The sequence below is a fragment of the Bounagaea algeriensis genome (assembly GCF_054491375.1).
In genome coordinates this window covers 2195622-2215369 of the sequence record NZ_CM137102.1, presented here as the reverse complement: position 1 = coordinate 2215369, position 19748 = coordinate 2195622, and the positions used below count along the sequence as shown (strand labels likewise).

The following is a 19748-nucleotide window of genomic DNA, read 5'->3' as shown; positions in this document are numbered from 1 at the left end:
AACAGCACCCGTTTGAATAGGAGGCCAGAGCATGGCTGAACCGGTGACCGTCGGGCTCCTCGTCCGGATCGAGGCGCTACCGGGCCGAGAAAGCGACGTCGAGAACTTCCTGCAGCAGGGGCTCGGCATCGTGGAGCAGGAGCCGGGCACGGTGCGGTGGTTCGCCCTCCGCTTCGGGCCCTCGTCGTTCGGCATCTACGACGCCTTTCCCGACGACTCCGGTCGCCAGGTCCACCTCTCGGGCCAGGTCGCGCAAGCCCTCGACGACAACACCGGCACCCTGTTCGCCCAGCCCAGCATCGAACCGGTGGACGTGATCGCCGAGAAACCACCGATCTGAGGTGGCCCCGAGCAGCCGGTGGGCCGCTGCGGGCGGCCGCCCACAGCGCTCGACCCGCGCGGGAGGTGACGTTGTGGCAAGCCAGGGCGGCGCCGTGGCCGATGCGCCCACGGTGACGCTGGGCCTGCTCAGCGACCCCGGGCTGCCCGCCGAGTTGTCCGCCGACCTCGCCGCACAGCTGCCCGAGCTGCTCGAGCACGAGACCGACGGCCGTGTCCGATGGCGGGTCGGGACCGCCTCCCAGCGGTTGACCCTCGACGAGCACGGCACCCTGCCCTTGGTCGAGATCGGCCAACGCACCATGGCCGAGCACAGGTGGGACCTGGTGATCCTGGTGACCGAGCTCCCCCGCCGGGCCGGCACCCAGCCGATCGTCTCCGACTACGGGCTCGCCGCTGCGGTCGGCCTGGTCTCGCTGCTCGGGTTGGGCGCGATGGGGTTGGGCCGCCAGGCCCGCAAGGTGATCGTGCACCTGGTCGCCGAGCACCTGATCGACAAACCGCTCGGCGACGGCGGGACCGACGGGCCGGGCCAGGGCGGGCCGCGCGCCCACCGGGCGTTGGGCCTGGGCGCCCCGGTGCAGCACGTCGACTCCACCGACGAGGGCATCGACGCCCACCTGGCCCTGACCGGAACCCGGGGTCGGCTGCGGCTGTTGGCCGGGATGGTGCGGGCGAACCGGCCGTGGCGGCTGGTGCCGAGCCTGTCCCCGGCCCCTCGCCGGCGCCGCCGCGGGGGCGGCGTTTGGGGTGTTCTACTCCAACATCTGGCAGCTCGCCGACGCGTTCAGCGGGTGGCGCCTCACGCTGGTCAACGTCCTGGCGGTCCTCGCGATGATCGCGTGGCTGATCATCGACAACAGCCTGTGGGAGCGGCCGTCGGACCGGCAACTGCGCGAGGAGGCCGCGCTCTACAACGTAGCCACCGCGCTGACGATCTCGATCGGCGTGCTGTGCATGTACGCGCTACTGTTCGTGGTCACCCTGATCTCGGCGCTGGTGGTGATCCCACCCGACTATCTCACCTCCACCCTTAAACACCCCAGCGGTTTCGGCGAGTTCGCGATCGTGGCCTGGCTGTCCGCCTCGATGGGCACCATCGCCGGTGCCCTGGGCTCCGGGCTCGCCAGCGAGGACGCGGTCCGCCAGGCCGCCTACAGCAAACGCGAGCAGGAACGCCGCCAGAGCCTGCAAGCTGGCCTTCCGGTAGCACACGCCGAAAAACCAACGGTTAGCTCTGTTTCGCCAGGTCAGGGGCGGGGTTGAGTGGCCTGTGTTTGGCGATGCCAGTGCTGCCCCCGGTCTCGGCTTGCTGTCCGCCTGTGGTGACGATGTCGCTCGTTAGTGATCACGTGGTGAGCGGAGCGAGCGGGTGTCGACACGGTTTTTCTCTATTGACGAGATTCGGCGGTTGCGGTCGTGGCCGGAGGAGATCGGCCGGAACGAGTTGATCCGGTACTTCACGCTGGGTTCGGATGACCGGGCGTGGGTGCAGCGGTCTGCGCGGGGTTCGGGCAATCGGTTGGGCCTGGCGGTGCAGCTGTGCGCGTTGCCGTGGTTGGGGTTTGTGCCCGATGACGTGCCCGCGATACCGCGGTCGGCGTCGAATCGTCTTGCGGTGCAGTTGGGTCTGGCGGTGGCCGAGCTCGATGGGTACGGCGAGCGGGAGCAGACCCGTACCGAGCATCTGCGGCTGGCCGCGGCCCGGTTGGGCTGGCGGACGGCCGGCGCGAGGGAATGGAAGGAACTGGACGAGTTCCTGCTGGCCCGGGCGGTCGAGCACGATGCGCCCAGCGTGTTGTTCCGGCTGACCTGCGAGTACTTGAGCTCCCAGCAGGTGGTTCGGCCCGGTGTGATTACGTTGATGGAGCGCATCGCCACCATCCGGCAGGACGCGGTCGCCGAGGTGTATGCCCGGGTGGAGCCACTGCTGGACGAGCACCGGCGCAGTGAATTAGATGGGCTGCTGGCTGTCGAACAGGGGATGAGTATCTCGCGGTTGGCGTGGCTACATCGCGGGGCGACGACGGCCTCGCCGATGGCCATCCGCGCTGAACTGGACAAGCTGCGCTACCTGCGCGGCATCGACGCCCACGCGCTGGACCTGTCGAACCTGCCGGACGCACGCCGTCGGCGACTGGCCGGCGTGGGCCGGCGGGCGACAAACCAGGCCCTGGCCCGCCGGGACGCCGACAAGCGCTACCCGGTGCTGCTGGCCACGGCCGCCGAATGCGCCGTGGAAGTGCTCGACGAGCTCGTTTCCATGTTTGACCAGACCTTGTCCAACCTGGAAAACCGGGCACGCCGCAAGCTCGACGAACACCTGGCGCAGCGGGCGCGGGCCCAGGAGGATCGGTTGAGTCTGCTGGACGAGATGCTGGCCGTGGCCACCGACCTGGACAACGTGCCCGATGGTGAGGTCGGAGCGAAACTGCGCCGGGGGATCGGGATGGACCGACTGCGCGCCGCCCGGCGGGATCCGAAAGACCGCCTGCCGCGGGACCACGGACATCTGGCCATGGTCGATGCCAGTTTCACCTACCTGCGCGAATTCGCCCCGCACGTCATCGGGGCACTGACCTTCGCCACTTCCACCGAAGCACAGCCGCTGAGCGAGGCGGTGGCGACCCTGCGCGAGCTCTACGCCCGCGGTGGCCGCAAAGTCCCCAACGGGGCACCGACCGGCTTCGTGCCGACCCGATGGCGGGGCTATCTCGACCACGCGGCCAAAAGCGGCAACTCCACCGCGTATCGGCACTACTGGGAACTGGCCACGTTGTTGGGGCTGCGGGACGCGTTGCGCTCCGGCGATATCTGGGTGCCGGGCTCACGCCGGTATGCCGACCCGACCACGCTGCTGCTGCCGGCCGAGCAGTGGCCGGCCTGGCGTGACGAGTACTGCGCCCTGGTGCAGGCGCCCGTCGAGGCCACCACCGCCGTGGACCAGGCCGGCCAGCAATTACAGGCCGCGCTGACCGAGCTCGAGCCGGTGCTGGCTGCCGGGGAGGGGCCGGTGCGGCTGAGCGAGTCCGGCGAGCTGACCGTCAACCGGCTCTCGGCCGAGGCCGTGCCCGACGAGGTCGAGACACTCCGCCTGCAGCTGGTGGACCTCTTGCCGCGGCCGCAGCTGACCGAGCTACTCATCGAGGTCGACCGGTGGGCGGACTGGTCGGATCAGCTCACCCACGCCGGCGGCAAAACCCACCGCGAACCGCAGCTGCGCCGCAACCTCTACGCCGCGATCCTGGCCCAAGCCTGCAATTTCGGGCCCGCTGCGATGGCCGAGGCCTCCGGGATCTCGGAGGAGACGCTGCGCTGGACCACCGAGTGGTACCTGCGCGAGGAGACCCTGCGGGAAGCCAACGCGGCGATCGTCAATCACCACCACGGCCTGCCGCTGGCCTCGGTGTGGGGTGGCGGCACGATGTCGTCCTCCGATGGGCAGCGGTTCCCGATGCGGGGCAAGTCGTTAACCGCGCGGGCGATGAGTCGCTACTTCGTCGACGAGGGGGTGGCCACCTACACCCACGTGTCTGACCAGCACACCACCTACGGCACCAAGGTCATCCCGGTCACCGACCGCGAGGCCGTCTATGTGCTCGACGAGATCTTGGGCAATGCCACCGATCTGCCGGTCATCGAGCACGCCACCGATACCGCGGGCCAGACCCTGACGGTGTTCGCGCTGTTCGCTTTGACCGGCTTCACCTTGTCACCACGGATCCGTGACCTGGGTGGGATCACCCTGCATCGTCTTGGCACCCGTAAAGAGGCCATCAGGATGTTCCCGAACGCGGGCAGTCTGTTGACCGGCACGATCGATACGGCGCTGATCCGTAGCCAGTGGGACGAGATGCTGCGGCTGGCCGCCTCCCTGAAGTACGGACACGCCACCGCCTCGCTGGTGGTGTCCAAGCTGCACGCCTCGTCGCGGCGCTCGGCGCTGGCCCAAGCGCTGGTCGAGTACGGCAAGCTGCAGCGCACCATCTACGCGCTGCGATACCTGGCCGATGAAGCCTACCGGCGTCGGATCACCCGCCAGCTCAACAAGGGCGAGAGCCTGCACTCGCTGCGCCGGGACCTGTTCTTCGCCCACGAAGGCACCGTGCGGCGCCGCCACCACGAGCAACAAACCGAACAAGCCCTGTGCCTGTCGCTGGTGACCAACGCCGTGATCACCTGGAACACCGCCTACCTCGAACTCGCCCTCGAGCGTCTGTCACAGCGGCGCGGACGCATTGATCGCGACCTCCTCGCCCACATCTCCCCGGCACTGCTGGAACACGTCAACCCCTACGGCACCTACGACTTCCCCGTCGAGACCGAATACGCACGCCAGGGGTTCCGTCCGTTGCGGGCTCCGGACGACGCTGTCTGAAACGGATCGACACCATGGCTGCACGGGCAGGTGCCGTGGTGTCTGTGACAACGAGAGTCAGAGCGCGTGGCCGCCGGCGACCTGCAGAACTTGCCCTGTGACCCATCGTGCCTGGTGAGAAGCGAGGAACACAGCCGCGTCGGCGATATCGTCGGGCTCGCCGACGTGGCCCATGGGCACGATGGCCTGTGCTTGTTCGAGCAGCTCGTCGGTGATCCAGCCGGTTTGTACCGGCCCGGGAGCGATGGCGTTGACCCGCACCCCACTGGCAGCCAGATCGAGGGCGGTGGCGCGGGTAAGGGCTTCGACGGCGGCCTTGGAAGTGCCGTAGCCGATCTGGCCGGGGAAGGCGCGGGCAGCATCGGTGGAGATGTTGATCGCGCAGGGAGACATTCCCGGTCGAGCTCGGCGCGCGAGCTCACGGATGAGCAGCGCAGGGGCAATGGCGTTGACGCGGTAGTGGCGTTCGAGGCCGGCGGCGGTGACCGCATCGATGGTGTCCGGGCTCTCGCAATGGGCGGCGTTATTGACCAGCACGTCCACCGGCCCAAGTCGGGCCTCGACGTCGTCGAGCAGCTGCTCGGGCCCAGACGGCTCGGACAGGTCCGCCGCAACAACGGCCGCAGTCGTGTCCAGCTCGTCGACCAGGCGCCGGGCGTCCTCGGCTGCCGGTGTCCGGTGCTGCCAGGCGACCTCTGCCGGAGCAGAGGCGTCCTCGGCTAGATAATGCACGGCCACGTGAGCCTGCTGGGCGGCAAAAGCCCGCACGATCGCGGCCCCGATCCCTCCGGCACCGCCGGTCACCAGCACGACACATCGGTCAAGTCGCGGGTCGATCACAGCTGCATCCTGACACGGACGACGATGGCAAGTCTGCACTCGTCGGTAGGCTTCGCCGACCCTGCGCCACACGTCCACGGTGTCCTGACCGGACTCGATCACATCTCCCAACAGCTTGCCATCGATGAACTCGACCAGACAGCCAGCCTCACTAGCCGCCAACAGCGCCGGGGCTGGGAGATCATGCTGTGCCAGGAAGTGGGCGCGCGGCCACTCGAGCTCCCGAGGCTGGAGGTAACGGCGCAGCACCACGAGCCGCCCGTCGCCCAAAGTCACCGTGCTGATCCCGTTGTCGAACCCGCGCCCGGCCTGCTGTGTCAGCGACACCGCCGGTGGGAGATCCGCCTGGGTAAGCAGCTCGATCAGGACTTCCTGGGAGGAAGGCATCGTCACACTGAAACGCTACCGGAGGGGCCCTGACGCCCGGCACACGTGTCTCGTCAACGATCGTTCACGAGACACTCCCGCTCGCCGAGCGTTTCCGCAGGTCGCGACTGTTGCACAACCCGTGTCCGCGCCAATGTCACGCTGTCGGGCCTTCGCAATACAGTCCCGGTCATGCGGATCGGCTACGGACGGGTCTCCACCCGCGACCAACACCCGGACGCCCAGCACGACGCGCTGCGTGCGGCCGGCTGTGACGAGGTCTTCGTCGACAAAGCCTCCGGCACACTCGCGCGACGACCCGAGTTGGACAAGGCACTGCTGGCAGCCAACCGCGTCGGAGACCAGCTCGTGGTCACCAAGCTCGATCGGCTCGGCCGCTCCCTGGAGCACCTCATCGAGTTGTCCAACCAGCTCCAGACCAGGCAGGTCGATCTCGTCGTGCTCGACCAGGGCATCGACACCTCCACCGCGGTCGGTCGCATGTTTTTCCAGATCCTCGGAGCCATCGCCGAGTTCGAGCACGCCCTGCTGTCCGAACGCACCATCGACGGGCTGACGGCCGCGCGGGCGCGGGGCCGGACTGGTGGGCAGAAACCCAAGCTCGGTCCGCGGCAGGTCCAGCTGGCCCGCCAGATGCACGAAGAGCTCGGCGCCGATGGCAAGCGTCGCTACACCGTCGCCCAGATCGCCGCCGAGTTCGGCGTCACCCGCTCCACCATCTACCGCCACCTCGCCGCGAATTGATCGTCGTTAGCCAGAGGGAGACCTCAACTGCCTCGGGGGCGGTAGCGCCCGAACCCGCCTTCGGTGTTGATGATCTGCCCTGTGATCCACTGGGCCTCGTCGGTGACCAGCCAGCTGATCAGCCGAGCGGGGTCATCCGGTTGGCCGTAGCGTCCGAACGGGAACATCGGTGCGACTTCGCGCCACATGTCGTCGGTGAGATACCCGGTGTCGACCGGCCCTGGGTTGACCGTGTTAATCCGGATGCCCTGGTCGGCCAGTTGATCCGCCAGGGTCGTGGTCACGCCGGCCAGCGCGGCCTTGGCCGCGGCGTAGGCGACCTCGCCCGGCAACGGGCCAAGATGCTGTCCGGAGGTCAGGAACACGACAGCCCCACCGGCGCGTCCGTCATGGTGGTTGGCGAAGGCCTGGGCGAGCAGGATAGACGACCGGGCATCTACGGCCCAGTGGCGATCCAGCTCGGTGGTCAACGCACCCAGCGGGCCGTCTTCACCGGTAAGGGCGTGGTTGCACACCAGGATGTCGACGTGGCCGAACGCCTCGATCGCTGCCTCCACGATCTGTTCCGGAGCGCCGGGCTCGGTGAGATCACTGTGCTCATCGGCCATCGATGCTTCCTCGGCAGCGAGGTGTGTCCGTACACCGTTTCGCACGCTGTCGAGGTCATCGGCGCCCCATTCCTGCTCACGATCATGGGGCACGAAGTGATGCAGAAACACGCTCGCTCCGTACGCGGCGAGACGACACGCGGTCGCATAGCCAATGCCGCCACGACGACTAACCCCTGTGACCAGCCCGACCCTGCCCCGGAGCGGAAGCCGTTCTCGTCCCAGTTCACTTCGCTGAGCCTCATCCACGCGCGCACTCTCTCACAAGGCATGCAAGCTAAGCGTTGGATTTTCGGCGTATGCTACCGGTACCCCAAGCTCAGGACCAGGGCTCATCCTGACGTTCGGCGGGTCGCTCGCAGCACTGGCTGGCCCTGCTCGGGCAGGAAACCGGGAACCGTCCGCTGGCTCGCCCAACGCTTCGGCACGTCGTTGTTCGGCATCTACGACGCGTTCGGAGACGACTCCGGCCGTCCAGGCCCACCTGTCCGGCCACCTCGCCCAAACCCTCGCGGAGAACACCGGGGGTCTTGTTCGCCCAGTCGACCATCAAACCCGTGGACGTGATCGCCGAGAAACCCCGATCTGATCACCGATCGGCCCGGGGTGACAGGTGTCCGATGACCGAACCCCTTGCGTACACCCGCCGACGCAGCGACCAGCGTGCGGTGGCCTGGACCTCCGGCGTTGCAGTTGCCCCGTACGGTGAAAATTCCGGTCGTCGGGGGCTAAACGTACGCTCGCGCGCCATGAGCGCCACGATCATCGGCTACGCGCGTTGCTCTACCGACGAGCAAGACCTCACCGCCCAACGCCAGCGCCTGACCGAACTCGACGTCGCCGACGAGCGGATCTACCTCGACCACGGACTGACCGGCACCACCCGCGCACGGCCCGGTCTCGATCAGGCACTCGCCGCCGTCCGCGAAGGCGACACCCTCGTCGTACCGAAGCTCGACCGGCTCGCCCGCTCCGTCCCTGACGCTCGCGCCATCGGCGACTCATTGGCCGAACGCGGCATCAAGCTTTCGCTGGGCGGACAGGTCTACGACCCCGCCGACCCCATGGGCAAAATGTTCTTCAACATCCTGGCCACCTTCGCAGAATTCGAAGTCGACCTGCTACGCGCCAGAACGAAGGAAGGCATGGCCGTGGCCAAGGCCAGAGGAAAGCTGCGCGGCAAGCAGCCCAAGCTCTCAACCAAGCAGCAGCGCGAGCTTGTGCGGATGTACGGCACCGGCGAGTACACCATCGCCGACCTCGCCGAGGTCTTCACCGTCTCCCGCACCACGGTCTACCGCACCCTGCAACGGGACCAGAGCTCCACCAAGGCCCGATGACCACCGCTTTCCCGTTACTTTGCGGCTCAGGACAGCTTCAGGAGTACAGGGCCCAGTAGGGAGCGCGGTTTCGAGGGGCGGCTCGCCGGAATTGCCGTGGGACCGCCGGTGACGGCGGCGTCGGGCGGTCGTCGCGCTTGCCGGTCCGCTCGGCGACCGGCGCTCGCGGAAGCTCGACGAACCCTCGCTCGCCGGCGGGTGCCGGCTGGCGGGAAGGGCCGGTCAGCGAGTTTCGGGGCTGAAGTCGCTGAGTTCGTAGTGCAGGGTGCGGGTGCGCATGATGCGGTGCCCCAGCGGGACGATGACGCCGTGCAGCAGGCGGTACTTGCGGGTGAGGAGCGTGGCCGCCCGCCGCGCTTCGTCACCGTCCAGCAGCCGCGCACGAGCGGCAACCACGGCCCCCGTGGGCGCGCCGCGGAACGTCGACGGGCAGAACTGCACTTCGCCGAAGTTGCGTAGACGCTTGCTCTTGCCGGCCTTGTCGTAGGTGCGGATGTAGGCGTGCTCGCCGCGCACAGCGATGCTGACCGGCGTGCTCACCCAGCTACCGTCGCGCTTTTTGGTTTTGAGCAGGATCGTGCCCTGCCGCACGAACGGCCTCAACAGGTCGGGCACTGATGAGCGTGCACTCATGGCCACCACGTCCTCGCACGGGCCGCCGGAAGGCGAAAAAGCCGCCGTGCCCACGGCAGGCACGGCGGCGAAGTCTGTCGTGGCGGCGGAGTTACCGCCGCCGCGCGGGCCGCTGGTCGCCATTGCGCATGACCGTTTGACCCCGCTGGATCTCCCGGGCCACGTCACCGAGCCACCGAACCACACCAGCCATCGACAACCTCCTCGTACATCGATACTGAAACGGCTCGACAGCGCTCCGGCCCGCTGTCAAGGACCGGCTGATCAACGGCGGTGCTGGGCGGGCGGAAAATGCTGTCTCACTCTGTTCATCGCATCCGGCTTCCCAGGTGTTTCACCGTGCCGGTAACGACATGATAACGACTACGCGGGCGTTCATCACATCGCCGCTCGTTAGCATACACGCCGATGCGGGGCAAACAGGGTGCTCGGACGGGTGTGCTGGCGCACCCGAACTCACCCCGGTTGCGCCCCGACCGCGTCGCGGGTGTGCGTTCCCTGGTCCAACCCGGAATGCCGGGCGCAGTGCGCGCAGCAGAAGAAGTGCCCGTCGACTTCCACCCCGTGCCCCAGCACCCGGCAGGAACAGTGCTCGCACCGCGGGGCCAGCTGATGCGCCGCGCACTCGAACGAGTCGAAGGTGTGCTCGAACCCGCCCGCCGTGCGCACCTCGAAACTCAGCCAGTAGTCGTTTCCGCAGACCTCGCACACAGCCATGCCGACCTCCTTCTACTCGGCGGCACCACCGCCGAAGCTCCAGTGCCGCACCATCAACAACACCGCACCGAGCATGGCCGCCGTCACGAACCCCGAGGCCTCGCCCAGCAGCACGCACACCACCGCCGCTGCCAGCGACACGATCCCCCATGCCGCGGGCGCCGAAGGCCGTTGCCACGGCCACCACCACCGGCGCCGTTGCATGCGCCGCGCGAATTCCGGATCGTCACCGGTGAGCTGTTCCTCGATCTGTTCGAGACGCTGACGTTCGTGCCGTGACAACATGGCAGTTCCTCCACGGCCACCCGGCAAACTCTCACGGTACGGGCGCTGCCGAAGGGGTGCACCACGACAACGCCACACCGCCAGTGAAATACCCGCCCGGCGGACGTTCCACACCTCACCGATCTTCAGCAGAACGGGTGAGAACGCCTCCGGCCGGCACCGGTCCTTCCAGCACGCCGCGAGTAGGGAGGACACGCTCCGGAGCGTCCGCGCGGCGTGCCGACCCACCGCGCCCCGCTTCGCGGGCCACTCCGCATTTCCGCATGCATCACGCGATTGTTTCCCGTTCTTTCAATTCTTCGCGCCGTCGAGTGGTGTTGCCCGCGTTCGCGTTGATCACCGCGCCGCCCGACCGTAGTCTGACGGTGCCTCGACCACGAGGACCGCGCCGTGGACGGGAATGTGGTCCACGCCTTTTCCGGTGCTCTCCAATGATGCCGAGCACGCTCTTTCCCACGTTGCTCCCCGCGAAGGATGTTGGGCACTGTGCGTACTGCATCGACACAACCGGAAGTTCCTCGCACGCGGCGGAGATCTGTTCCTTCCGCCGGGGTGCGCGCCGAGCGGGACTCCACTTGCGAGCACGGGGCTTGCGAGCACGGGCTGCCCACCGCACTGATGGGGCTGACCGTGATCAGCGGCATCATCGACGCGGTCAGCTACCTCGGACTCGGCCGGTTGTTCTTGGGAAAAATGACCGGAAACGTGGTGGTTCTGGGATTGTCCACCGCCCACGTGCCCGGATTCTCCCTCGCCGGTGGGCTCGCGCTGTCCGGTTTCCTGCTCGGCGCGGTCGGCGGCGGGCGGCTGCACACCGCCCTGGGGCACGTGCGGTTCCGGTGGGTGAGCACCGCGCTGGTCATCGAAGCCGCCGCGCTGACCGGTGCGGCCGTGCTCGCCGCCGTGGGCACCGCGGCCTCGCCGCACACATCCCCGTCCGCGGCGCTGGGCCTGATCGCGCTGCTGGCACTGGCCATGGGCTTCCGCAACGCCACGGTGCGCAAGATCGGCGTGCCGGACATGACCACCACGCTGGTCACGCTCACCCTGGCCGACCTGGCCGCCGACTCGTTCCTGGCCGGCAAACGCAATCCGCGACTGGCACGCCGCCTCGGCGTGGTGCTGTCGATCTTCGGCGGCGCCGCCATCGGTGGTGCGTTGGTCTTTCACTACGGCCTCGTGCTGCCGCTGGCACTGTCCGCGACCCTGGCCGGCGTGCTGGCCGGCGGCTACCCCGTGGTGGTCACCTTCCGCGCCCGACACCGGCGGCGCACGCGCAGCCGCGCGGACCAGCCCGCGCACGATCCGCCCTGACCGGCCCCGCGCCGAGGGTGGTGCCACCGCCGCGGCCGCTGTTTCGACGTTCCGCAGCGGGCCCGAGATCCGGCCGCCCGGTGCCGGTTGAGGTGGTGCGTGTGACGCCGTGGGGCTGTTGCCGGGGGTGTGTGGCTGTGTGCGGGTCCGGGTACGCGAGTGTGGGTACGTGCTTTGCTTCCCGTGTTGCTGAGGAGGGTGCCGACGGTGGAGGGCGAGGCCCTGCAGGAAGCGGCGCAACGGTGTGCGCTGGCCCTGCCGGAAACCACGCTGTACTCGTTCGAGCTCGGCTGGGAGGCGTGCCGAGTGCACGAGAAGTGGTTCCTGTTGATGACCGAGGTTCCGGCCCGTTCCCGCGTGCCCGACGCCCGGGTCGTGGCTGGCCAGCCGGTCGTGATCGTCAAGGCCGCTCCGAGCGATGCGGCAGCGCTGCGGGAGGGGTATGCGGACATCGCCGCCGGTTACCACATGAACAAGCGGCACTGGATCACGCTGGCTCCCGGCGACTCGATCGATGCGAAGCTGGTCGAGGAGCTGGTGACCGAGTCCTACCGTCTCGTGCTCGACACGCTGCCCCGCGCACGTCGCCCCGTCGACCCGGAGGCGGTCGGTGCCTGACCGCGATCTGCCCGTCGGGGACCTGACCGGGCAGATGCTGCAGCGCGTCGCCCGCGGCGCGGCCACCGCACTGCCCGGTGTCACCCGCGGGCGGCCCTTCGTCGACAAGCTGGACGTCTACAAGGTGGCCGGCAAGGTCTTCCTCATCGTCACCGACGATGAGGCCGAACGGATCATCACGGTCAAAGCCGGGCCCGAGCAGGCACGAGCGCTGCGGCGCAGCTATCCCGCGATCGGTCCGGGCCGCTACCTCAACAAGGCCCACTGGATCTCCGTGGGCGCCGGCCGCGGCATCACCGCGGAGTTCGTCGCAGACCGCGTGACCGGCTCCTACGACCTCGTGGTGGACACGGTGCCGCGCCGGCGCAGGCCCCAGGAGGCCAAACACGAGTCGGCACGGCTCGACGCGGACCCGGGCTGAGAAAGGGAGCGTCCACGCACACCACGTCGACCGAACCGCGGCACGAGTTCGTCACCCGCGGTGCTCCGGCGTCGACGATGCTGGGAGGTGCCAGCGCAGGCACCGCGGCACGACTCCCGGATCGGCCCTGCCGGGAACCGGCATCTCATGTGCCGCTGCTGCCGGAGGAACGCTTGCGCCGGTGACTGCGCCCGCGGCCCTGGCGCTCGTAATCGGCCAAGCTGTCGATCACCGTGGACACCGCATTGCGCCCCTGCGGGCTCAGCGCAGTGATGCGTTGAGCGATCTCACCGGCTTCGGTGTCGCGCCAGCCGAGCACACCCTTGATCTCGGCATCGACCTGGCGGGTCACCTCGTCATCGAAGAAGTAGCTCACCGGCACGCCGAAGAACGTCGCCAGCGCTTCGATGTAGTACTTGCGCGGGTTCGGCTGCTTGCCGTTGGCGAGCTGCTGCACGTAGGCGGCCGTCATCGCGCCGGGATGCTCTTGGATGCCCGCTTCGATCTCGCGGTAGCTGTAGGGCCCCCGGTCCGGGGGGTGCACCGTCTGGATCAGGTGGGCCAGCTTCTCGGCGAATGCCGGGCGCTGCTCTGATGCGGACATTCCGCCTCCCGATCCGGGATCGAAGGTAAACAGTCGAGGATTGAGCTACACCACGCGCATGCGCCCGTTGGCAGGATCTGCGCTTGGTTGTTTACATCAGTCGCGTGCTGTCAATGTACAGCATCCAGCGCAGCGACCTACTCCGGCTCCGCGAGCGTGCGGCGCTGGATCTGCAGACCGGGGCGACGCTGATGCGCGGTCACGTACGACATCCCGTCCGGCCCTGCGACGAGGCTGCGCCGGGTGTCCCGAGGCAGCCACAGCACCGTGCCCGCGACCAGCGCACCGCGTCCGTCGTCGGTGTGCACGGTGCCCGTGCCGGACAGCACCACCACGAGCACGTCGCGCTGCTGCTCGGTGTGCCAATCGACGCGCTCCCGGGCGGGCAAGTGCACGACGTTGGCGTCCAACTGGCGAGCGGACTCCTGCAACCGCCACAACACACCACCGCTGCCGCCGGCTTCGTCCGGGTGCACGACCTCGACCTCGCCCAGCGAGCTGGAACGCGCCGAGCGCGCCGCGCCGGAGCCGGGTTGCTCCGTCATCATCGCACCCAACCTAGCAGCGCGGGCCGGCAGCTCCGGGCGCTCGTGGCGATCCCGCCGGCCCGGCACGTGCGCGCAGCCGGTTCATCTTCTCGAAGTCGAGGAGCTCTTCGACCCGCTCCCACTCGTCGCGGGTTCCTCCAATGAGCCGGACAGGGTGTGGCAGCGAGAGTCGGCACCTTGGGCGACGATGAGTTCGCGGCGACGATCGTTCCGTGGACGTGAGCACAGCCAACGTCGAGCGAACCGGGAACCGGAGGTCCTGCCCATGCGCACCCTAGTGATCACGCAGAACGTCACCCTCGATGGAGCCGTGGAGATGCTCGACGACTGGTTCGATCCGTTGGCGGAGGACGACGAGCTGACCGAGGAGATACACCGGCAGGACGAGCAATGCGACGCCGTGCTCTTCGGTCGGCACACCTTCACCGACATGCGCGGCTTCTGGCCGCAGCAGACCGACGACACCACCGGTGTCACCAGGTACTTGAACCGGACGCAGAAGTACGTCGTCACCTCGACGCTCACCGACCCGGAGTGGCAGAACACCACGATCCTCTCCGGCGATCCGCTCGAGGAGGTACGTCAGCTCAAGGAGCAGTCGGGCCAGCACATCGTGCTGACCGGCAGCATCCGACTGGCGCATCCTCTGATCGCGGCGGGCCTGGTCGATGAGTTCCGGATGTTCACCTACCCGGTCATCCAGGGCCGTGGCCGCCGCTTCTTTCCCGACGGGTACGCCGTCCCGCGGCTGCGGCTGCTGGAGGAGAAGTCGTTCGCCTCCGGCGTGAGGTACGCGGCGTACACCCCGGAGTTCTGAGCAGCACGACCGGTGCCGACCGACCATGGTCGGTCGGCACCGGGCATCAGGGGAACCACGCCCCGACGGTGGTGAGAACCGCGACTTGAGCACTGACGAGGATCGCGACCGCGACCCCGACCGGTGCGAGGAGACCACGGATGATGGTGACGATCCTCAGCCGCCGCCGATTGCCTTCGGAGAGTTCGTTGGTCCGTCGGTCACGAAAGCGGTCCAAGTCGAACTCGGCCACGATCCTCTCCACAGCGGGATGCGCGATGTGTCGGGACAGTCCGTGCAGACGACCCGCGATGAGCAGGTTCTCGGCGACCGAGAGCTCGGGGTAGCTCTCGCCGTTCCGCCACCTGAATCAGTCAACTGACTTATACGGTAGCAGTTCCGACGAAAAGATCACGCCGCGCGTGGCGCACACCCCGAACGCGAGGCGTGCGCTGCTACGGTCATACCGCGCGATGCGGACACAACAGGTGATCCGGCCCGAGAGCCCGCCGGGCAAGTTGCGACCAGTCTCCTCGCAAGGGCGAGCGCGGACCTGATTCGCACACGCGGCGGGCGGCCCGAGCAGCGACGCAGGAGCAGGCGATGAACGAAGACGAGGAACACGGTGCGGGCGCGTTCACTGCGGCGACCGGACGAGCGCTGGAAAACGACCGCGGAAAGCCGAACTACCTGCAATACCAGCGCGAACTGATCGGCCAGCACTGCGGACGCACGGTGCTCGAGGTCGGCGCCGGCCTCGGCGAGTTCGCCGACGGCTTCACCGGAAGCGACCGCTACGTCGCCACCGACGTCGACCCGGGCGCGGTGGACCGGATGCGACGCCGCTTCGCCGACCGCCCCGAGATCGAAGTCGACACGTTCGACGTGGACGGCTCCACCGCACTGTCCGAACCCGTGCACTCCCTGGTGTCGATCAACGTGCTCGAACACCTCGACGACGACGTGGCGGCCCTGCGCGGCCTGGCGAAGTCGGTGGTGCACGACGGCACGATCGTGCTGTGGGTACCCGGATACCAGCGCCTCTACGGCGAGTTCGACCGCAAGGTCGGGCACGTCCGCCGCTACACGCCCACCACCCTCAGCGTCGCGGTGCGCGCCGCCGGCCTGCACGTCGAACTCGCGCGGCCGGTGAACTTCCTCGGCGGGTTCGCCTGGTGGGCCGCCGTCCGCAAAGGCGGTGTCGGCGCGCCGAACCCGAAACTCGTCTCGCTCTACGACCGCTACGCGGTGCCGACCACCAGAACCATCGAACGGTTCGCCCGAGTGCCGTTCGGCCAGTCGATCCTGTGCGTGGCGCGCGTCGTGTAGGTCCTGCGCCGCAAGGGGTGCGGCTGCGGTGCTCGACACGTTCCTCGCCGCCTGGCGCGGCGAAACCGGACAAGCAGCCTTCTACCGCCAGTACAGCCAGATCAAGACGCCGAACTGCACTGGATCGAAGGCGCCGACCACGCCCTGCAGGAAGACGCACCAGCACAGCTTCTGGCCATCTCACGTCGACCTTCGAGTAGCCCGCACAGTCCCGCAGGAAGACCGGCTACGGGAAGGAGCTGTCGGCGTCACCGACCCCGCTGCTACCTGCCGGTGCGCTCGCGATGCTTGCACCCCGGCCAGCAGCAGGGCCGGCGCTGACCTTCCGCCAACTCCTCCTGGGCGCGGCGAATGCGGCGCTGCCGGGTGGCCGCTTGCTTGGCGTCCTCGACCCAGCAGATGAACTCGTTGCGGGCCAAGGGCGTGAGGCTCTGCCAAGCCTCGAGTACCGCGGTGTCCACGACCAACGCCTCGCACAGGTCTGCCGGCAACTCGTGCACCACCCCACCGGGCACGCGCTGACTGCTCATCAGACCCCCTCAGGTTGCACGTCGGGTCCAGCGGACGTGCCGTAGGTGCTGAAGCAGAACGGATGGCCAACCGGATCGAGCAACACGCGCCACACATCCGGATTGGGTTGATGCGCGGAACGTTGCGCCCCGGCGGACAGGGCCGCGGCTTCCGCGCGATCGAGCTCGCTGGTGCCGAAATCAACGTGCGCTTGCTGCGGCGTCGTCGAATCCGGCCAGCTCGGTGCCCGATAGGCGGGATCGCGCTGAAAACCCAAACCGAAATCGCCCACGGCGAGGTAGACGAAATCCTCGCTGCTGTACACGATCTCACCGCCGCCCATGCGCTGATAGAACTCCGCCAACCCCCGGGGATGTGGGCAGTCGAGCGTCACACCGGCCAGTGCTGCCACCGAGTCCATAAAACCCTCCTTCGAATCAACAGCACCGTACCGAGAAACCCCGACGGGCACGGGCCGAGCTCGACGAGCCGGTCGGCGTTGAGGAACTGCTCGGCGGCCTGCTGCAGGATCGCCCACGGCGGCCCCACGAGCGCCCCTCGACGTTTCCCCGCCCCGGAGGTCACCTGCCGCGACGCTGGCGGCGTCGATACGGTACGTGCCGGAGCCGCGCAGGAAGGGGGGTGCCATGCGCATCGCGATCGCCCTGTTCGACCGGTTCGCCCCGCTGGACGCGGTCGGCCCGTACGAGGTGCTGCACCGGATCGACGGGGCGGAGGTCGTCTTCGTCGCCGAACAGACCGGCCCGATCCGCGACAACGCCGGCGCGCTCGCGCTGACCGCCGACGCCGCGTTCACCGACGTACCCACCCCGGACTTGGTCGTCGTCCCCGGCGGTCCGGGCCAGAGCGCGCACATGGCCGACGGGCCGCTGCACCACTGGCTGCGCACCGCCGACGCGGCCAGCACCTGCACCGCCGGGGTGTGTACCGGCACGCTCGTCCTCGCCGCGGCCGGACTGCTCACCGGCCGCCGCGCCACCACGCACTGGCTCGGTCGCGAACACTTGGCCGCGTTGGGTGCGACGGTCGTCGACGAGCGAGTGGTCACCGACGGCAAGTACCTCACCGCCGCCGGCGTGTCCGCCGGCATCGACATGGCCCTGACCCTGGCCGGACGGCTCGCCGACGACGAGGCGGCGCAGCGCATTCAGCTCGGCATCGAGTACGACCCGCAGCCGCCGTACCAGGCCGGTTCGCCGCACACCGCCCCGCAGCAGCTGACCGCGCAGCTGCGCAGCCGCAGCCGGTTCCACACCGGACACTCCTGACGAGGCGGTCGCCGCTGGAGCTGCCTCACCCGTCCACCTGCTGCTGCAGTTGCTGCTTGCTCATCCGGGAACGGCCCGGGATCCCCCGACTCTTGGCCTGGGCGTACAACTGCGCTTTGCTGCGCCCGCCCGCACGCTGTCCCTCTCGGCGCCCGTGCCGCTGTCCGCCTGCACCGCGGCCGAGCGCACCGGTGAGGTAATCCCGCAGCGCGACCGCATTGTTGCGTTCGGTCTCCCTGGTGGCGAACAGCAACGTGACCGGCCCGCGGCCGACCGCCTCCAGCAGCGGCTGCAACGCCTGCGGCTTGCTCTCCAACTCCTGGCGGTAGTGCTCGCGGAAACCCTCCCAGCGGTCGGCGCGGTGGGCGAACCACTGGCGCAGATTCTTGCTCGGCGCCAGATCGCGGAGCCACCCGTCGAGGGCGAGCTCGTCCTTGCGCACCCCGCGCGGCCACATGCCGTCAACGAGGAACACCCGACCGCGCAGCGCCGAGCCGTCCCGCACGTCCTCGTCGTAGACCCGGCGCACCACGATGTCGCTCTGCTTGGCTGTCATACCTTCTGCCTACCCGCAACGCGGACCGCGTAACGGACACGACAGTAGCCGTCGACCCCGTCGGGACGACGCGAAGCACCTCCGCGCCGGTGCTCGACTTGCCCGAGCCCTCCGAGGCGGTGCCATCCAGACCGGGCTCGGGGTGCGACTCGTGTTCACCACCGCCGCCTGACCAGCAACAGGCCCGGGACCGTTGCCGAGCAGGACTCGGATCCGCCGGAGATACTTCGAAGCACCTCGCAACGCCGGACCGGGCACATCCCCGCCGTGACCCCCAACTACCGGCGACACCGCACCCGAGCGGGAGGAGACCGTCATGACCGAAGCCGCCTTGCGTCGCCGACGCGTGCGGCTGCTGCAGAAATACCTGCTCAACCCGCCGGTCGCACTCGCCGTGCGGGCCGGCCTCGCACCCGGCTACGCACTGCTGGAAACCACCGGCCGCCGCACCGGCCGCACCCGCCGCACGGTCGTCGGCCTGCACCTGGCCGACGGCAGCGGGTGGATCGTGGCCGAACACGGCCACCACGCGGGCTACGTGGCCAACCTGCGCGCCGATCCGCGGGTGCGGCTGCGTCTGAGCCGAACGTGGTTTCCCGCCACCGCCCACGTGCTGGACCAGGACGACCCGCAGTCCCGGTTGGACGGCTTCGAACGCCCAGCCCACGCCGCAGCGGTGCGCCGCTTCTGCACCGAGCTGCTGACCATCCGCCTCGACCCGCGGTGACGAACGGGCAGCGAGGGGAGGTCACAGCCGTCGTGCTTGGTCAACGCTTCTTCGGCGTCACCCAGATCGTGATGGTCACCTCCACCACGGCAGCGCCCGCGGTGTCGTAGATGCCGACGGGCACGTCGATCTCCTGGCCCTCGTCGCCGAACGCGGGCAGCGGGTCGAGCGCGGCCACGGCGCGCAGGCTCGTGGTGGCCTTGGCGCGGTAGGTCGTGCGCATGCCCTTGGGGATCCACCGGTGTGTGGTGGGCACGGTGGCTTCGGCGAGCATGCCCATGGCCATCTCGGCGAGGTTGCAGGCTGCGATGGCGTGGAACGTGCCGATGTGGTTGTGCACGCCCCACCACTTCGACGCGCTCACCACGGCCCGGCCGGGACGCATGTCGCGCACCATCGGCAACACCGTGCCGAAATACGGCGCTCGCAGCGCTGTTGCCAGGGAAAACAGTGCGCGACCGCCTGGGCGCGCCGCCAGCCGTTGCCACGTCTTCAGCGTCGCGGTGGGGTGGGGTACGGGGGCAGGCCCGTGGTCAACATCAGCCATGCCCAAATGCTACTCGACGGTAACAAAATTGGGGAGCGTGATCCGGCGAACGACGAGGGGAGGGGGAGTGCGCCGGCGCAGGGCGAGGCCCGGCCGAAAGAAGGGGTGACGCAGAGGATCGGTCAGCCCGCGGGAGAAGGGCCTGCGGGAGAGGGGGACGGGGCAGACGGGCCGCATCGCTGCGGGCTGTTTCGCACGCGGTCACAGGCAACTCATAT

Annotated in this window: 23 protein-coding genes and 1 pseudogene; 12 read left to right on the top strand and 12 right to left on the bottom strand. The window is 68.7% G+C overall.

Annotation, left to right across the window (positions count from 1 at the left end):
• The first annotated feature begins 31 nt into the window (after positions 1–31).
• The 3 genes from ACVGV2_RS10035 (at position 32) to ACVGV2_RS10025 (ending at position 4717) form a co-directional block, all read left to right on the top strand.
• Entirely contained in the window at positions 32–340 is a 309-nt protein-coding gene (locus ACVGV2_RS10035; protein ID WP_093419048.1) for a putative quinol monooxygenase, read from the top strand.
• A 749-nt stretch (positions 341–1089) separates the two neighbouring features.
• A complete protein-coding gene (locus ACVGV2_RS10030; RefSeq protein ID WP_459165781.1) occupies positions 1090–1605 on the top strand; it encodes a hypothetical protein in 516 nt (171 codons plus the stop codon).
• A 106-nt stretch (positions 1606–1711) separates the two neighbouring features.
• On the top strand, positions 1712–4717 hold the full coding sequence (locus ACVGV2_RS10025; protein WP_459165780.1) for a Tn3 family transposase: 3006 nt from the start codon (positions 1712–1714) through the stop codon (positions 4715–4717).
• Positions 4718–4774: 57 nt separating this feature from the next.
• Here the strand turns inward: ACVGV2_RS10025 and ACVGV2_RS10020 are convergent, their stop codons facing one another.
• On the bottom strand, positions 4775–5557 hold the full coding sequence (locus tag ACVGV2_RS10020; RefSeq protein WP_459165944.1) for an SDR family NAD(P)-dependent oxidoreductase: 783 nt from the start codon (positions 5555–5557) through the stop codon (positions 4775–4777).
• Between the two features lie 558 nt (positions 5558–6115).
• Between ACVGV2_RS10020 and ACVGV2_RS10015 the strand changes: the two genes are divergently transcribed.
• Entirely contained in the window at positions 6116–6688 is a 573-nt protein-coding gene (locus tag ACVGV2_RS10015) for a recombinase family protein (protein ID WP_459165779.1), read from the top strand.
• Positions 6689–6711: 23 nt separating this feature from the next.
• Here the strand turns inward: ACVGV2_RS10015 and ACVGV2_RS10010 are convergent, their stop codons facing one another.
• The gene (locus ACVGV2_RS10010) at positions 6712–7521 is read right to left on the bottom strand and encodes an SDR family oxidoreductase (protein WP_459165943.1); all 810 of its coding nucleotides are present in this window, start codon (positions 7519–7521) and stop codon (positions 6712–6714) included.
• Positions 7522–8045: 524 nt separating this feature from the next.
• Between ACVGV2_RS10010 and ACVGV2_RS10005 the strand changes: the two genes are divergently transcribed.
• Positions 8046–8636, top strand: a complete 591-nt coding sequence (locus ACVGV2_RS10005) for a recombinase family protein (protein WP_459165778.1) — start codon at positions 8046–8048, stop codon at positions 8634–8636.
• A gap of 222 nt (positions 8637–8858) precedes the next feature.
• Here the strand turns inward: ACVGV2_RS10005 and ACVGV2_RS10000 are convergent, their stop codons facing one another.
• The 3 genes from ACVGV2_RS10000 to ACVGV2_RS09990 all read right to left on the bottom strand — a co-directional run bounded on the left by ACVGV2_RS10000 (position 8859) and on the right by ACVGV2_RS09990 (position 10271).
• On the bottom strand, positions 8859–9392 hold the full coding sequence (locus tag ACVGV2_RS10000; protein WP_459165777.1) for a PPOX class F420-dependent oxidoreductase: 534 nt from the start codon (positions 9390–9392) through the stop codon (positions 8859–8861).
• Between the two features lie 333 nt (positions 9393–9725).
• Complete coding sequence (locus tag ACVGV2_RS09995; RefSeq protein ID WP_459165776.1) at positions 9726–9986, bottom strand: Prokaryotic metallothionein; 261 nt, start codon at positions 9984–9986, stop codon at positions 9726–9728.
• A gap of 12 nt (positions 9987–9998) precedes the next feature.
• A complete protein-coding gene (locus tag ACVGV2_RS09990) occupies positions 9999–10271 on the bottom strand; it encodes a DUF3040 domain-containing protein (RefSeq protein WP_459165775.1) in 273 nt (90 codons plus the stop codon).
• A 552-nt stretch (positions 10272–10823) separates the two neighbouring features.
• Here ACVGV2_RS09990 and ACVGV2_RS09985 point away from each other — a divergent pair.
• The 3 genes from ACVGV2_RS09985 to ACVGV2_RS09975 all read left to right on the top strand — a co-directional run bounded on the left by ACVGV2_RS09985 (position 10824) and on the right by ACVGV2_RS09975 (position 12624).
• A complete protein-coding gene (locus ACVGV2_RS09985) occupies positions 10824–11585 on the top strand; it encodes a YoaK family protein (RefSeq protein ID WP_459165774.1) in 762 nt (253 codons plus the stop codon).
• Positions 11586–11792: 207 nt separating this feature from the next.
• Complete coding sequence (locus tag ACVGV2_RS09980) at positions 11793–12203, top strand: MmcQ/YjbR family DNA-binding protein (RefSeq protein ID WP_459165942.1); 411 nt, start codon at positions 11793–11795, stop codon at positions 12201–12203.
• On the top strand, positions 12196–12624 hold the full coding sequence (locus tag ACVGV2_RS09975; protein ID WP_459165773.1) for an MmcQ/YjbR family DNA-binding protein: 429 nt from the start codon (positions 12196–12198) through the stop codon (positions 12622–12624). Before ACVGV2_RS09980 ends, ACVGV2_RS09975 begins: the two co-directional genes overlap by 8 nt.
• 145 nt (positions 12625–12769) lie before the next feature.
• Here ACVGV2_RS09975 and ACVGV2_RS09970 read toward each other — a convergent pair whose 3' ends face one another.
• Together ACVGV2_RS09970 and ACVGV2_RS09965 are read right to left on the bottom strand one after the other, a co-directional pair.
• Positions 12770–13228 carry an XRE family transcriptional regulator gene (locus ACVGV2_RS09970; RefSeq protein ID WP_459165772.1) on the bottom strand — a complete coding sequence of 153 codons (459 nt, stop codon included), beginning with the start codon at positions 13226–13228 and terminating at the stop codon, positions 12770–12772.
• Between the two features lie 137 nt (positions 13229–13365).
• Positions 13366–13776: a cupin domain-containing protein gene (locus ACVGV2_RS09965; protein ID WP_459165771.1), complete on the bottom strand. Its 411-nt coding sequence runs from the start codon at positions 13774–13776 to the stop codon at positions 13366–13368.
• 265 nt (positions 13777–14041) lie between these two features.
• Here ACVGV2_RS09965 and ACVGV2_RS09960 point away from each other — a divergent pair, with 265 nt between their 5' ends.
• The gene (locus tag ACVGV2_RS09960) at positions 14042–14593 is read left to right on the top strand and encodes a dihydrofolate reductase family protein (protein ID WP_459165770.1); all 552 of its coding nucleotides are present in this window, start codon (positions 14042–14044) and stop codon (positions 14591–14593) included.
• Between the two features lie 46 nt (positions 14594–14639).
• On the opposite strand, the gene ACVGV2_RS09955 is transcribed toward ACVGV2_RS09960, so the two are convergent.
• Positions 14640–14825 (bottom strand): hypothetical protein, encoded by a 186-nt coding sequence (locus ACVGV2_RS09955; protein WP_459165769.1) that lies wholly within the window; start codon positions 14823–14825, stop codon positions 14640–14642.
• Positions 14826–15175: 350 nt separating this feature from the next.
• On the opposite strand from ACVGV2_RS09955, the gene ACVGV2_RS09950 reads away from it, so the two are divergent.
• Positions 15176–15901, top strand: coding sequence for a class I SAM-dependent methyltransferase (locus ACVGV2_RS09950; RefSeq protein ID WP_459165768.1), 726 nt, complete (start codon positions 15176–15178; stop codon positions 15899–15901).
• Positions 15902–16164: 263 nt separating this feature from the next.
• Here the strand turns inward: ACVGV2_RS09950 and ACVGV2_RS09945 are convergent, their stop codons facing one another.
• A complete protein-coding gene (locus ACVGV2_RS09945; RefSeq protein ID WP_459165767.1) occupies positions 16165–16431 on the bottom strand; it encodes a YdeI/OmpD-associated family protein in 267 nt (88 codons plus the stop codon).
• A complete protein-coding gene (locus ACVGV2_RS09940; RefSeq protein WP_459165766.1) occupies positions 16431–16832 on the bottom strand; it encodes a VOC family protein in 402 nt (133 codons plus the stop codon). The genes ACVGV2_RS09945 and ACVGV2_RS09940 overlap by 1 nt, the downstream gene beginning before the upstream one ends.
• Before the next feature lie 226 nt (positions 16833–17058).
• On the opposite strand from ACVGV2_RS09940, the gene ACVGV2_RS09935 reads away from it, so the two are divergent.
• Positions 17059–17700 (top strand): DJ-1/PfpI family protein, encoded by a 642-nt coding sequence (locus ACVGV2_RS09935; protein ID WP_459165765.1) that lies wholly within the window; start codon positions 17059–17061, stop codon positions 17698–17700.
• Positions 17701–17878: 178 nt separating this feature from the next.
• Here the strand turns inward: ACVGV2_RS09935 and ACVGV2_RS09930 are convergent.
• A pseudogene (locus ACVGV2_RS09930) lies at positions 17879–18256 on the bottom strand (DUF488 domain-containing protein); the annotation flags it as partial.
• A 316-nt stretch (positions 18257–18572) separates the two neighbouring features.
• Between ACVGV2_RS09930 and ACVGV2_RS09925 the strand changes: the two are divergent.
• Positions 18573–18983: a nitroreductase/quinone reductase family protein gene (locus tag ACVGV2_RS09925; RefSeq protein ID WP_459165764.1), complete on the top strand. Its 411-nt coding sequence runs from the start codon at positions 18573–18575 to the stop codon at positions 18981–18983.
• A gap of 40 nt (positions 18984–19023) precedes the next feature.
• Here ACVGV2_RS09925 and ACVGV2_RS09920 read toward each other — a convergent pair whose 3' ends face one another.
• A complete protein-coding gene (locus ACVGV2_RS09920) occupies positions 19024–19530 on the bottom strand; it encodes a hotdog fold domain-containing protein (RefSeq protein ID WP_459165763.1) in 507 nt (168 codons plus the stop codon).
• Between the last annotated feature and the right edge of the window lie 218 nt (positions 19531–19748).

What these genes read in the sequence shown, in the direction of transcription:
- ACVGV2_RS10035 (WP_093419048.1), top strand. Translation starts at nt 32, where the DNA reads ATGGCTGAACCGGTGACCGTCGGGCTCCTCGTCCGGATCGAGGCGCTA.
- ACVGV2_RS10015 (WP_459165779.1), top strand. Translation starts at nt 6,116, where the DNA reads ATGCGGATCGGCTACGGACGGGTCTCCACCCGCGACCAACACCCGGAC.
- ACVGV2_RS10005 (WP_459165778.1), top strand. Translation starts at nt 8,046, where the DNA reads ATGAGCGCCACGATCATCGGCTACGCGCGTTGCTCTACCGACGAGCAA.
- ACVGV2_RS10000 (WP_459165777.1), bottom strand. Translation starts at nt 9,392, where the DNA reads ATGGCGACCAGCGGCCCGCGCGGCGGCGGTAACTCCGCCGCCACGACA.
- ACVGV2_RS09995 (WP_459165776.1), bottom strand. Translation starts at nt 9,986, where the DNA reads ATGGCTGTGTGCGAGGTCTGCGGAAACGACTACTGGCTGAGTTTCGAG.
- ACVGV2_RS09990 (WP_459165775.1), bottom strand. Translation starts at nt 10,271, where the DNA reads ATGTTGTCACGGCACGAACGTCAGCGTCTCGAACAGATCGAGGAACAG.
- ACVGV2_RS09970 (WP_459165772.1), bottom strand. Translation starts at nt 13,228, where the DNA reads ATGTCCGCATCAGAGCAGCGCCCGGCATTCGCCGAGAAGCTGGCCCAC.
- ACVGV2_RS09965 (WP_459165771.1), bottom strand. Translation starts at nt 13,776, where the DNA reads ATGATGACGGAGCAACCCGGCTCCGGCGCGGCGCGCTCGGCGCGTTCC.
- ACVGV2_RS09960 (WP_459165770.1), top strand. Translation starts at nt 14,042, where the DNA reads ATGCGCACCCTAGTGATCACGCAGAACGTCACCCTCGATGGAGCCGTG.
- ACVGV2_RS09950 (WP_459165768.1), top strand. Translation starts at nt 15,176, where the DNA reads ATGAACGAAGACGAGGAACACGGTGCGGGCGCGTTCACTGCGGCGACC.
- ACVGV2_RS09945 (WP_459165767.1), bottom strand. Translation starts at nt 16,431, where the DNA reads ATGAGCAGTCAGCGCGTGCCCGGTGGGGTGGTGCACGAGTTGCCGGCA.
- ACVGV2_RS09940 (WP_459165766.1), bottom strand. Translation starts at nt 16,832, where the DNA reads ATGGACTCGGTGGCAGCACTGGCCGGTGTGACGCTCGACTGCCCACAT.
- ACVGV2_RS09935 (WP_459165765.1), top strand. Translation starts at nt 17,059, where the DNA reads ATGCGCATCGCGATCGCCCTGTTCGACCGGTTCGCCCCGCTGGACGCG.
- ACVGV2_RS09925 (WP_459165764.1), top strand. Translation starts at nt 18,573, where the DNA reads ATGACCGAAGCCGCCTTGCGTCGCCGACGCGTGCGGCTGCTGCAGAAA.
- ACVGV2_RS09920 (WP_459165763.1), bottom strand. Translation starts at nt 19,530, where the DNA reads ATGGCTGATGTTGACCACGGGCCTGCCCCCGTACCCCACCCCACCGCG.